Origin of the sequence: Streptomonospora alba, assembly GCF_000826685.1 — a bacterium.
GTDB classification, from domain to species: domain Bacteria; phylum Actinomycetota; class Actinomycetes; order Streptosporangiales; family Streptosporangiaceae; genus Streptomonospora; species Streptomonospora alba.
This window is the reverse complement of record NZ_JROO01000027.1, coordinates 24208-36838: the sequence shown is the minus strand read 5'-3', so window position 1 is coordinate 36838 and position 12631 is coordinate 24208. Positions and strand designations below refer to the sequence as shown.

The 12631-nt window shown below is 72.1% G+C and carries 8 protein-coding genes; 4 read left to right on the top strand and 4 right to left on the bottom strand.

Annotated elements, in window-relative coordinates:
- The first annotated feature begins 83 nt into the window (after positions 1-83).
- The 4 genes from LP52_RS13770 to LP52_RS25785 all read left to right on the top strand — a co-directional run bounded on the left by LP52_RS13770 (position 84) and on the right by LP52_RS25785 (position 4780).
- Positions 84-1097 carry an ABC transporter permease gene (locus LP52_RS13770; RefSeq protein WP_084723173.1) on the top strand — a complete coding sequence of 338 codons (1014 nt, stop codon included), beginning with the start codon at positions 84-86 and terminating at the stop codon, positions 1095-1097.
- A gap of 232 nt (positions 1098-1329) precedes the next feature.
- Positions 1330-1515 carry an FxSxx-COOH cyclophane-containing RiPP peptide gene (gene fxsA, locus LP52_RS13765; RefSeq protein WP_040273876.1) on the top strand — a complete coding sequence of 62 codons (186 nt, stop codon included), beginning with the start codon at positions 1330-1332 and terminating at the stop codon, positions 1513-1515.
- Between the two features lie 131 nt (positions 1516-1646).
- Entirely contained in the window at positions 1647-2864 is a 1218-nt protein-coding gene (locus LP52_RS13760) for an FxsB family cyclophane-forming radical SAM/SPASM peptide maturase (protein WP_040273875.1), read from the top strand.
- The gene (locus tag LP52_RS25785; protein WP_052809819.1) at positions 2861-4780 is read left to right on the top strand and encodes an HEXXH motif domain-containing protein; all 1920 of its coding nucleotides are present in this window, start codon (positions 2861-2863) and stop codon (positions 4778-4780) included. Before LP52_RS13760 ends, LP52_RS25785 begins: the two co-directional genes overlap by 4 nt.
- Here LP52_RS25785 and fxsT read toward each other — a convergent pair.
- The 4 genes from fxsT to LP52_RS13735 are packed head-to-tail and all read right to left on the bottom strand — an operon-like array spanning position 4773 to position 12577.
- Positions 4773-9053, bottom strand: a complete 4281-nt coding sequence (gene fxsT / locus LP52_RS13750; RefSeq protein WP_040273873.1) for an FxSxx-COOH system tetratricopeptide repeat protein — start codon at positions 9051-9053, stop codon at positions 4773-4775. The genes LP52_RS25785 and fxsT overlap by 8 nt on opposite strands.
- Entirely contained in the window at positions 9050-10129 is a 1080-nt protein-coding gene (locus LP52_RS13745; protein ID WP_052809818.1) for an AAA family ATPase, read from the bottom strand. Before LP52_RS13745 ends, fxsT begins: the two co-directional genes overlap by 4 nt.
- A 21-nt stretch (positions 10130-10150) precedes the next feature.
- On the bottom strand, positions 10151-12211 hold the full coding sequence (locus tag LP52_RS27290; RefSeq protein WP_040273872.1) for a VMAP-C domain-containing protein: 2061 nt from the start codon (positions 12209-12211) through the stop codon (positions 10151-10153).
- 39 nt (positions 12212-12250) lie between these two features.
- On the bottom strand, positions 12251-12577 hold the full coding sequence (locus LP52_RS13735; protein ID WP_040273870.1) for a CU044_2847 family protein: 327 nt from the start codon (positions 12575-12577) through the stop codon (positions 12251-12253).
- Between the last annotated feature and the right edge of the window lie 54 nt (positions 12578-12631).

The following is a 12631-nucleotide window of genomic DNA, read 5'->3' as shown; positions in this document are numbered from 1 at the left end:
CCCCGGGACGCGAGCCGGCGGCAGCAGCGGGTCCGCTCACGCCCCCTGTTCCCCACCGACCCTCCCAAGGACCAAGGATCACTATGACCGAGACGAGTCGTGCCGACGAGTCGGCATCAGCCGCCGATGCGGGCGCCATAGCCCCGCCGCGGGCGGGGCGGCCGCGGTTCGCGAGGATGTGGGACCGCTACGGCATCCTCGGCGTGCTGGTGCTGATGATCGTGCTGATGGCGGTACTCGCGCCCAACTTCCTCTCGTTCGACAACGTCTTCAACGTCGCGCGGGCGGCCTCGATCAACGCGATCCTGGCCGCGGGGATGACGCTGGTCATCCTCACCCGCGGCATCGACCTGTCCGTGGGCTCCAACCTTGCGGTGTGCGGCATCGTGTCGGTGCTGCTGTGGACCTCGGGTATGCCCTCAGTCGTGTGCGTGCTCGGCGGCATCGCGGTCGGCGCCGCGTTCGGTCTGCTCAGCGGAGCCCTCATCGCCTACCTGGCGCTGCCGGCGTTCATCGTCACCCTCGGCGGGCTGACCTACCTGCGCGGCACGGCCTACCTGCTCACCGACGGCCAGCCGCTCATCGCCGACGACCTCGGCTTTCGCCTCATGGGCAGCGGGTTCTTCGCGGGCGTCCCCGTGCCTGTGGTCCTGATGCTCGCGGTGTTCGCGCTGCTGTGGTTCGTCCTGCGCCACACGCGCTTCGGCACCCAGGTCTATGCGATCGGCGGCAACCCCGAAGCTGCCCGACTCGCGGGCATCAAGGTCAAGTGGACGCTGGTGCGGGTCTACGTCATCGCGGGCGCCTGCGCCGGTCTGGCCGGCGTCATCTTCTCCGCGCGCGTGATGTCGGGCCAGCCCACGGCGGGCGAGACCTACGAACTCGACGCGATCGCCGCGGTCGTCCTCGGCGGCACCAGCCTCATGGGCGGCATCGGCAGCGTCCAGCGCACGCTGATCGGCGCCATGATCATGGGCGTGCTGAGCAATGGCCTGTTGCTGATGAACGTGCCCTACTTCTACCAACTGATCATCAAGGGCGCGGTCATCGTCCTCGCCGTCGCCATCGACAGCCTGAAGAACTGGAAGCGGGCGTGAAGGAACGGTCGCTGCGCCCCTCCTCGCGCCGGAGCGCGAGGAGGGGCGCAGCGACCGCGGCCGGCGGAGTTGCGAGCAGGACCGTTCCGCGGCGGCGAGCTGCGATATCGTGGCCCTGCGGCGGACGCCGGTCATTCATCGGCTTCCGCTTCCGAAAATCGGCACGGACCGGCACTGCACCACAGTGCCGGAAATGCTGCGTGCTCTGCTTTCGAAGCGCTAGGATGCACGCGTGGAGCCGAGCATAGCGGAGCCCGGTGACGACTCATGCGGCCATGCGCTATTGGATCTGCGTGGAGTCGATCTCGCGGAGCTGGACAGCCTTGAAGACAGTGCCCTGACGCGGGCGCTGCAGCGCATATGCGCCGAGGCCGACGCACCTTCGCTCTCCGTGGCCCGGTTCGAAGCCGTCATCTAGCGGGCGTCCGCGTCCGCGACCCAGCCGTGCTGCGCCTGCATGGGCGCCGGTCGGCCCGTCCTCGCACCCCGCGCCGCTGACGACCGGTCGGCCCGCCGCCGACGGTCCGACCCTGTGAATGCCTCTTCCCCATGGCTCTACCCGCAGTCGCGAAGGAACCGCCCGAGTCTCCGGACGCCGGGGCGCGCGCCTCAGCGGGCTGGGAGCCCGCCCCGTTCGTGGAATTCGTACTCAAGGTGCACAGCCGGTGCAACCTGGCCTGCTCCTACTGCTACATGTACGAGATGGCCGACCAGAGTTGGCGCAGCGCACCCCGCGTCATCTCCCGCCGGACCGCCGACCTCGCCGCGCGCCGGATCGGCGAGCACGCCCGGAGCCACGGCCTCGACGAGGTCACGGTCGTCCTGCACGGCGGAGAGCCGCTGCTGGCCGGATCCGGCACCCTCGACCACATCGCCCGGCGACTGCGTACCGAACTGGGTGAGACCCGCCTGAACCTGCGGATGCAGACCAACGGCGTGCTGCTCGACGACAGCATGCTGCGGCTCGCCCGAACGCACGGCATCTCCATCGGGGTCAGCATCGACGGCGGGCGCGAGGACCACGATCGGCACCGCCGCTTCGCCGGAGGCCGCGGCAGCTACGACGACGTCGCCCGCGCACTGCGCCGCCTGGCGGCACCCGACACCCGGGACCTGTTCAGCGGTCTGCTGTGCACGATCGACCTGGACTCCGATCCGCTGCGCGTCTACGAGGCGCTGCTGGAGTTCGCCCCGCCGGCGATCGACTTCCTCCTGCCCCACGGGAACTGGACGAGTCCGCCGCCCGGCCGCGCGCCCGGCGATCCGGGTACCCCCTACGCCGACTGGCTCGGTGCGATCTTCGACCGCTGGTACGCCGCCGCACCGCCGCCCACGAACGTCCGGACGTTCCAGGAGATCAGCCATCTGCTGCTGGGCGGAGCCGGGCGCAGCGAGACGCTCGGGCTCAGCCCCGTGCGGCTCGTCGTCATCACCACCGACGGGTCGCTGGAGCAGGTGGATACCCTCAAGTCCGCATACGCCGGCGCTACCGAGACCGGGTTGAGCATCCGCGACACCGCCCTGGACGCCGCGTTGCGCCATCCGGACGTGGCGGCGCGCCAGTTGGGCGTGGAGTCGCTGTCGGACACGTGCCGCGAGTGCCCGCTGCACCGAGTGTGCGGCGGCGGCTACTACCCGCACCGCTATAGCGAGGGCAGCGGCTTCGCCAATCCCTCGGTCTACTGCCCCGACCTCGCCGCGCTGATCCGCCGCATCCGCACCCGCCTCTCCGCGGATCTGCACGCGTTGCGCGCGGGCACGCGGTGAGCGGCACCGCCGCCCCGAGCGCCCCGAGCGGGCCGCTGCGCCGGCACACCCTGCCCGCCGAGCAGATCGCCGCGCTTGCTCGGGGCCACGGCGGTGCCGAAGCCGTGGCCGGCCTGCGCGCCGGTCAGTTGAGCAAGCGCCTGGTGCTCCTGCGCGCCGTGGGGGAGGCGGCCCGCGACACCGGGCGGGCCGGGCACTGGCAGCGCGGCTACGACCTGCTGGCCCGAGTCCAGCGCGAGGCCCCCGACACTGTGGCCGCGATCCTGCTGTCGCCCCAGGTGGGGGAGTGGGCTGCGCACACGCTGCGCCGCCTGCGCGGGGCCGGGGCCGAGCCGGGGATCGACGCGGACGTGGCCCACATCGGGGCGGTGGCGGCCGCGGCCGCGATCACGGCAGGCGCCGACTTCGCCGTCGAGGTGCCCCTACGCCACGGCTTTGCGGCACTGCCCGGGCTGGGACGAGCGCGTGTCACCGGCGTGCAGGGCGTCGGCGAGCCGGAAGCAGGGCAAGAGGCGCGTGAAACCGCGCTGCTGCGGGGCGAGGACGGGTGCGTCGCCGTCGAGTCCCCTTCGGGAGAGACCGTCGAACTGCCGGTCGACCTCCGGGCGCCCGCGCCCGGCTGGGAGCCCGTGAGGCGCCTGGAGTGCACCGCCGACGAGCTGCGCTTGTCCGTCCTCCTCGACGACCTCGACCCCTACCGCGACCCGCACGGCCTCGGCGCCGCCTCCCGTCTTGCCGAGCAGGGGCGCCGCACCTGGCAGGAAGGGCTGGACGGCGCCTGGCGACTGCTCGTGCGCGACCATCCCCGCCACGCCGAAGGCATCGCCGCCGGGCTGCGCGCGCTCGTACCCCTGGACGCATCCTCCTCAGGCCGCGGACGCAACGCCACCTCCGCCGACTCCTTCGGCGCGACGATGATGGCGCCGCCCTCCGACACCACGGCGTTGGCCCTCGGCCTGCTGCACGAGTTCCAGCACGCCAAACTCAACGCGCTGCTGGACCTCACCGCGCTCTACACCGACCCCGGTCAGCCCCGCCACTACGCGCCCTGGCGGGCCGACCCCCGGCCGCTGCCGGCCCTGCTGCACGGCATCTACGCCCACGCGGCGGTGGCCGAGTTCTGGCAGGTCCGCCGCAGCCGCAGCACCGGCCGCCCGGCGGCCGACTTCGCCCACTTCGAGTTCGCGCGCTGGCGAGCTCAAACGGTCAACGCCGCCGCCACCGCCGCTGACAGCGGCCTGCTCACCGCGGTGGGCGAAGACCTGGTCGGCGGAATCCGCACCCGCCTGGAGGAGCTGGAGGGCGGGGTGCCCGAGCCGGTCGCACACACCGCCCGCGCCGCAGCGTGCGACCACGCGCTGCTGTGGCGGCTGCGCAATCTGCGGCCCGACCCGACGGCGGTCGAGGAGCTCGCCGCCGCATGGCGCCGAGGCGAGCGCGCCGGGCCCCGCTCGGCAGGCTGCGTGATCCGTCCGGCCGAGGCGCCACCGGGCATCGACGCCCGCATGGAGCTGCGCGCTCTGCTGCTGCGCGACCCCCCGCGTTTCGCCGAGGCCGCCGCCGGACGGACTCCGCTCGCCGAGGCTGCGCCGGAGGCGACCGCGGCCGACCTCGCGCTGATCTCCGGACGCGCCGACGAGGCCCGGAGCGCCTACAGCTCGGTTATCGCCGGCGCCTCCCTCGACTGCGAGCCCCACTCGGCCTGGGCCGGACTCGCCCTCGCCGCTGCCGCCTCGACACCTTCCGGGTGCGGGTCCGCTCCGCATGCACGGCCCGAGGTCGCCATGGCCCTGTACGCGGCGCTGCGCCGCGGCGGTGCCGACCCCGCCCCGGCCGAACTCCTGACGTGGCTGCCCGACCTCGGCCCCGACCCCGCGCCGACGGGCGTGCACCGGGCCGCAGCGGGCCTCACATGATCGGCGGCTCGATGTCGAACTGCTGGCGTTCGCCCGCCGCGACGCCGGCGACCTCGGGATGGTCGGGACCGAACATGCGCACCAGCTCGCGGTAGGCGTGGTCGTACTCGGCCTCGGCCCGCTCCTCGTACCCGGCGGCACGCAGGTCCAGAGCGTGGTTGAACCGGCAGTACTGGGTGCGCGGATGCGTTTCGCCGCGGACGTCGACCGACACCCGCACGTTCTCGTCGGAGATCCGCAGCGCCTCGTGCACGTCGCCGAGGTGGTAGCGGTCGCTGGCCAGATTCGCTTCGATCGCCAGGAAATAGGTGTGGCGGCGCCCGCGCCACCCCTCGATGCGTTCGGCGACATTGGTGTTGACGCGCAGCGACTCCTCGTGCTCACCGCGGAGGGTGAGCAGGATCGAGTGGTTGTTGCGGTAGATCGTGGTGAGGATGTGGTCGGGGCCGAAGTGGTCCTCGGCCGCGCGGACCGCCTGCGTACTGTGCTCGAACGCCCGGGCGAGATCGCCGCGCATCCGCAGCGCGTCGGCGATCACCCAGTGCCCGGCCAGAACGCTCTCGTAATGCAGCCGCGGTTCTGCGGCGGAGTCGGCGATGCAGCGCTCCGCTTGCGCCAGCGCCTCGTCGATCCGGCCCATCCGCCGCAGCGAATACGCGAGTCCCAGGCGCGCATCGACGACGTCAGGGTGGTCGGGGCCGAGTGTGGCCTCGTAGGTCGGTATCACGCCCTCGATCTCCCGCAGCGCCTCGCTGTACTCGCCGGTGGCGCGCAGGTCGCGGGAGAGCTGGTTCGCGGAGTACAGGGTCCGGTCGTGGGTGGGCCCGTAGACCTCGGCGCGAATCCGGCGGCTTTCGCGGTCGAGGTCGCGTGCCTCCTCGAAGCGCCCGTGCAGGCGCAGGTCCAGCGCCAGGTTGTTGGCGACGCGCTGCGTGGCCCGGTGGTCGCGGCCGAAGACCCGCACATGGCGCTGGTGGTTGCGCTCGTCGAGCTCCAGAGCCTCGTCGAGCTTGCTCTGCCGGCGCAGGTCGGCGCCGTGGCTGTTGGTGGCCAGCAGTGTCTGCTCGTCGTCCTCGCCCAGTACCCGCCGCATCCGCTCCAAGGTGTCGGTGTTGAGATCGATACAGGTGTAGTCGTTGAGCTGGCGCAGCGCGTTGGCCAGCCCGAAGCAGGCGATCAGGGTATGGCGGTCGTCGGGGCCGTGCTGGTCGCGCCAGGTGTCGACGACGAACTCCGCCAGCCGCTTGCTGGCCTCGGCGTCGCCGCGCACGTAGCGCAACCGGATGACGTCGAGCACCGTCTTGCGTGCGGGCAGCGCCGGGTTGTCCACCAGTTCGCTGCCGCGCACGTGCCGGGCGATCTCCGCGATGGCCGACCAGTTGTCGCGGTCGTCGGGATCTCCGGGGTTGGCTCGGGTCAGCACGGTCTGAGCGTGGCGGCGGCGCGCGCTGCGCTCCTCGGGCGTGCCCATCTCCCGCATGAGCGTGCGGGCCAGGCGGTGGATGGACAGGGCCTCCTCGTCCGGGTGGATCGTCGCCAGCGCGAACCTGTTCAAGGTACGAACGGTGCGGCTGAAGCGCAGCCGGTCGCTGAGGATCTCCGAAAGCACCGGGTCGTCCAGGTCGCGCCCGCCGCGCAGCAGCATGCCGCGGGCGATGGGTTCGGAGCTGAAGTAGGCGCACAGCATCAGCAGTTCGGCGGCGCCGGGGTCGACGCGGCGAACCTCCTCGATCGAGACCGAAAGCGAGGTGAGCACCGTCCCCTGGTACCCGGAGGTCGTCTCGGTCGCCAGCAGCTCGCTCTGCCGCTCGTTGAGCAGTTCGAGGTACTCGGCGGCGCTCATCCCCGTCTGGGCGAGCCACGCGGCCGCCTGCTCCAGCGCCAGCGGCAGGTCGCCCAGATGCTCGGCGATCTTGTCGGCGTCGGCGCCGGAGACGTGTCCGGCATGGAGCGTGAGCAACTCCTTGCTCTCATCGCGCTTGAGCACGTCGACCTCGACGATGTCGGAGATGCCGCTCCAGCCGTGGTCGCGTGAGGTGATCAGCACGTCCCCCGTGGGATGGGGGACGCACTGCATCGTGTCGGGGGAGTAGACCGCGTTGTCGAAGACCAGCAACCAGTCCGTGTAGGGGACGCCGCGCCGCAGGGTGTCGAGCACGCGCGTCACGGTCTCGCCGGTGCCGCCCACGGTGCTCAATCCCAGCCGCTCGGCCAACTCGACGAGTGACGCGCGCACCTGCTCGGGCTGCTCGGCGTCGATCCACCAGATCAGGTCGTAGTCCCCGCGGAAGCGGTGGACGAACTCCACGGCCGCCTGGGACTTGCCGACGCCGCCCATACCGTGCAGGGCGAAGGGGACCAGGGTCGTAGTGGTCTTCCTGATGCGACCGCGCAGGTCCAGCAGCAGGTCCTCGCGTCCTGTGAAGTTCGGATTGGGCTTGGGGACGTGATTCATGATCACCGGCCTGCGGCCCACACGCTCGGCGGCGTCGGGCTGCGGGGATTGCCGGGGGTCCGTAGGGGTCTCCACCTGGGCTCCCGAATGTTCATGGGGGGAAGGGGCCGTGTCGTCGAGCGGATCGTGCGCGGCCCGGCCACCGGCCGCCGCCCTCGGCGGCTCTGCGGGGACGGGGCCGGTCGGCCCGCGGTGCGGATCGGATGTCGGCGGAACGGGGAAGGACGCTTCTGCGGAGAAGTCGGCACTGAGGTGCTCGGCGATCGCCGCGTATTCTCCGCCCAACGCTCGCAGCACGCGCAGCGTCACCGCTGCGAAAGCCTCGCCGGCCCTGGCTTCAGCATTCCCCGGCGGAACCGCGAGCATGCCCGCGAAGTCGTCGGGGCTGCCGACGTGGCGGCCGAGTGCGTCCGAGGCCCGTTGGTAGACCCGGTAGGCCTCGTCGCGCCGTAGATAGGAGATGAGCGTGTCGGCGACCTCCGGATCGTAGGAGTAGGACACCGCTGCCGGATCGCCCGAGGCCGCGGCCGCGGCCTCGGCCGCACCCGCCGCGGTGGCGCGCACCAGGCCGCTGAGCATGACCTCGGCCAGGTGGGCGCCGGTGGACCCGGGCAGCATCGCCTCTTGCACCAGGCGCATGACCGGCAGGCTCAGCGGCGCAGCCGCCAGGTAGCAGGCCAGCTTGAAGGCCGTGGGGGAGGCGGCGGAACGAAACGCCCCCACGCGTTCCCGAGGCGACAAGCGCTCCGGCTTCGGTCGGCGCTTTGCGGCGGGGGCGCCGGTGAACAGGGCCGCGCCCGGCAGCGGCGGTAGTGCCGGATCGCCGATCAGCCGCGCCCACACCGAGAGCCACCGTTCTTCGATCTCCACCACGGGGACCGCCACGCCGGCGAGCGCCGGCTGGGCCGACACATCACGGGGTACGACCCGCAGCAGCGCGTTGGGCGCGTTGACACGGGGTGCCTCCAGCCGCACCGGCACGATCCGCGGAGCGCAGCGGGACCAGAGCCGCTGCGGCAGCAGGTGGGCCACCGCCACCGGGCAGTGCCGGCCCCACAGCTCCAGTAGTCGGGCCATACGCCCGTCCGACCACGCGCGGTCGACGCAGTCGCTGAGCACCACGACCAGGCGCCGCCCGGTGGCGCTGGTCAGCTCCTCGGGCGAGCGGCGCGAGTCGTCGCCCTCCGCGGTCAGCGTCAGAGCGCGGTCGGCGGGGGGCGAGGTGTCGACCCGCCACACCCGTACGTCGCGGAACGCTCCTTGGCGCTTCAACAGCGCAACGAACTCGGCGACGGTGCGGCGCCAGACGGGCATGGAACCGCCGGTATCGACGACCACCGCGACGTCCAGCATCCGCTCGGGAACCGGCACCAGCCGGGGCGACCAGAAGCCTTGTTCGGCGCTTGCCGCGGCTGTGGCGTCCTCGTCGACGGCCAGCCGCACAGGTGACGGCGCGTACTGGCGCAGCGGTCGCAGCGCCCGCGCCAGCTCCAACTGCCGAGGCAGAGCCGAGGGCGAGGGCAGGCGGGTGGGCACGGCGCCGCCGCCGAAGCGCTCCTTGCCCTCCTCCGGGAGCAGGTGGGCCTGGGCCTTGTCCGCTACCTGCGGCGGAGGGGGCGGCAGGCGCTCCGTCCTCCGGGGGGCCGCGGGCGCCGCAGGGCCACCGGCCGGGGGCGGGCTCGCCCGCCGCTCCGGCGCCGACTGTCCCAGCGGAGCGCCCGGGGGCAGGTGGCGCGCCAGCCAAGCCGCCTCGGCGATCTCCTCGGCGGTAGCGGGCGGGTCGACCCGCTCCAGCAGCGCGGCCAGGTGCTCGATCACGCCGGGTCCATCGAGTTGATGCCGCGCAGCAGCGCGTCCAGAAGGCGCTCGCGCGTGTGCGCGTCCGCCCCTTCGGCCGCCGCCTGCCCGCCCGCCTCGCCCAGAGCGCCCGACATCGCGAAATAGACGGCGTTGAGCAGTTGGTCGGTGGCGATGTCGTCGCGGGAGCGCTTGGCCATGAACCGCTCGATGACGGGCTCGGCGGCAGCCGCGGCCTCATCGCCGAGTTGCGTCCGCACGATCTGGGCCAGCGCCCGGTTGTCGTGGGGCTGGATGTCCACGCGGACGCACCGGCGCAGGAACGCCGGAGGGAACCGGCGCTCGCCGTTGTTGGTGATCACGACGATGGGGAACGCGTCGCAGGACACACGGCCCCGGCGGATCGTGGTGCGCGGGCCGTGGTCGTCGGTGAACACCTCGACCTCGTGCTGCTCGTCGGGTAGCCGTGCCAGCTCGGGGACGGTGTAGCTGCCCTCCTCGAAGACGTCCAGCAGGTCGTTGGGCAGATCGAGGTCGCCCTTGTCCAGTTCGTCGATGAGCAGGACCCGCGGTTTGGAACGCGGCAGCAGAGCGGTGCCCAGCGGGCCGAGGCGGACGTAGCGGCCGATGTCGGCGGTCCTGTCGTCCTCGGCGGTGCCGGGCGCATCGCGGAGGTTCGCCTCCTGCAGCCGCCCGATGGCGTCGTAGCGGTAGAGCCCTTCCGCGAGCGTGCTCCTGCTGTTGACGGGCCAATGCAGCAGCGGGCCGAGATCCAGCTCGTAGGCGATGCTGCGTGCCAGCGTCGACTTGCCTACGCCGGGCTTGCCGGTCACCAGGATGGGGCGGCGCAGGTAAAGGGCCGCGTTGACGAGTTCCACGACGTTGCGGTCCGGGCGGTAGGTGCGCGCACGGTGATCCTCGGGTGTAGCGGGCAGGTCGTCGTCGGCTCCGCCGCCGGGTGCTTCGGAGAAGACCCGCCAGGGTGGCGGCGGGGGCAGCAGCTCGTCGATGTCCGAGTGCGGCACGCCGGTGCCGCGGTAGACGAACCAGGAGTCGGGCGCCGCGGTCGCGGTGGCGTCTGCTTCGTTCTCGGGCACAGGAGCTCCTCGGGATGGGGGTCAGCGGGGCGGGTCGAATGCCGGGTCCGGGGGCAGGGCGCGCTCGGGGTCGTCCCACAGCAGGGTCAGGTGGCGCCCGAGGTGTGCCGGGTCGCCGGTTGCCATGGCCTCGGAGCGCAGATCCTTGACGTGCTTGCGCAACCCCAGGACGCCGCCGGTGTCGAGCAGCCCGTCGACGGCCCGCCTGAACTCCTCGGGATCGCGCTCGTCGCGGCACCACAACATGATCGGTACGCCGCTCTCCCAGGCGATGCGCACGATGTCCTGGTTCGGATCGGTGTGTTCGACCGGGTCATGGCCCACGACCAGGCAGGTGCCGCTGGACTCGGCCATCATCCGGGCGAGCAGGGCCCCGCTGGAGGCCTCGGCCTGCGTGCCCCACTCGACCTGCGCGTCGCCGAGCCTGTCGTCGACCTGCATCCACTTGTCCCACCACTGCGGATGCAGGGATCCGTAGGTCACGCGTTCCTTGCTGCGGACGACCACCTCGAAGCGGATGCCGACGGGATAGCTGACGTTCGCGCTGCCGATGGGCCAGGTGTCCACGGGGGAGCTGAGCAGGCGGCGCGGCAGCACGAACTCCACCGCGCGCGGCAGCGCGTGGCCGCGCCGGAGCGGCCCCCGCGACAGCGCGCCTTCGAGCCGTGCGGGAACCTCGGACAAGGCACAGGCCCGGTCGTCGGCCAGGAGCAGGTGCCGCCACTCGGAGGAGGCGCCGTCCTCGGCGCTCACCTGCACCAGATAGCGGTCCTCGTCCAGCCCGTGCTCGGTCAGTTCGACGGTGCAGAAAGGCCGGCGCGGGTCGAGGCGCAGCGTCTCGGCCTGGGCCACCGCCGAAGCCAGGGCGGCGGGGTCGAACGGCTGCCGCGCGGCGACTTTGCGTACCCACTGCTGCAGGTTGAGGTGCTGGAGCAGGTTGGCGATCTGCTGGAGGTAGACGAACAGCGGTGGCACCCGGTCCGGCCCGACGGCCCGGGCTTCCAGGTGGCGGGCGATCTCCAGCAGGTCGTCCTCGCCGTCCAGCTCGGCTCCGGCCGGCCCCATCGACGCCTCCAAGCGCTCGAAGGGAATGTTCCGCGGATCGACGGCGGCCAGCATGGCGAAAAGCTCTCTGCGATCCTCCCGATCGAGGATGGGAGGCGGCGAGACCTCCACGATCCGTTTGAGCGGGAGCAGTTCGTCGGAGTCGTGTCCCCGGTTGAGGTGCTCCAGCAGGACGTGCATGCCGCCGGGCTGCTTCAGGCAGGCGTGAGCGAGTGAGCGGGCGCCCTCGCGGTCGCCGTCGTAGCGCGGTACCCGGATGGCGAAGTCGCGTTCGAACAGGGTGATGTACATGCGGCGTTCAGCGTCGTTGCGGATGCCGCGCAGATCGAGCAGGACCTCGGTCGTCAGCCGGATGTCGTCCAGCGCCCAGTCGTCGCGGTCCTCGACGGGGGCGGTCCGGGGAAGCCGCCAGTAGCCGGAGACCGTGTCGACGGGGACCATGAAGGCGACGGTGTCGGACACGTGGTCGCGGCTGACGGCGATGCCGATCACCTCGCCGCTGTTGGGGTCTATGACTCCGCATCCGCTGTATCCCTTGACGACGGCCAGCGAGCCGCTGACGTCCAGCTGTACCCACTCGCCGCCGCGTCCGGAGGGGCCGACAGCGGTGGCGGTGGCCCACCGGCCGCTCTCGCCGTCGGCCGGATGTCCGTAGACCTGCACCGGCCCGGGCAGGCGCGGCCGCGGTCGCAGGGGCGCGGGCCGGGTGCCGTGCGGCAGCGGGCCCGCGACTCTCAGCACGGCCAGGTCGCCCCGCTGCCCGTCGAGCGGGAACCAGCCGTTGTGCTCCACTCGGCATTCGACTGGCCGGTTCGGCGCCAGCAGGGGGAACTCCACCATGAGGCTGCCGTCGGGCGGTTGGTGGGCTCCGTGCGGGTGGCCCAGCGCGTTCTGGACGACGTGGGCGCAGGTCAGTACATGTTCGGGAGTGATGAGGACACCGCCGCCGCAGATGCCGGTCGATGTGCCGCGGACGCACACGTGCCAGGAACTCAGGATGTGCGTGTCGCCCTGCACCGCTGTTCCCCTCCGGTCAACCGGTCCGTCCTCGCCGTGTTATGCGGGTTTCTTCCACAGCATCCGGACGGTGAGGTTGGACTCCGCCCCGACCTTCGTCATCACCGCACCCACCTGTCCCGAAAGGCGGACGCCGAAGCTGATCTCCATCTCGTCGGCGGAGCTGAGTCCGTCGAGCTGCTTCAGCGTTTCGTCGACGACCTCGCGGACCTGGGAAAGGGCGTCGCTCAGCCCTTTTTCGGCGTGCAGTGCACCGCCGGTGCCGCGGGCGATCGGTGCCGTGTCGCCCTGGAATGGCGTGTCGTCGTGCGCCTCGACGAGAATCGTTTTCCCGCTGGCCAGGGTGAACTCGGTGAGAGCGGACACGTCGGCGACTCCTGGGGGATGGGGCGGCACGGCGGGCACCGCCCCTGCGCGGCG

Excerpts from the sequence above, each read along its gene's own strand:
- LP52_RS13770 (WP_084723173.1), top strand. The coding sequence starts at position 84 with ATGACCGAGACGAGTCGTGCCGACGAGTCGGCATCAGCCGCCGATGCG.
- LP52_RS13760 (WP_040273875.1), top strand. The coding sequence starts at position 1,647 with ATGGCTCTACCCGCAGTCGCGAAGGAACCGCCCGAGTCTCCGGACGCC.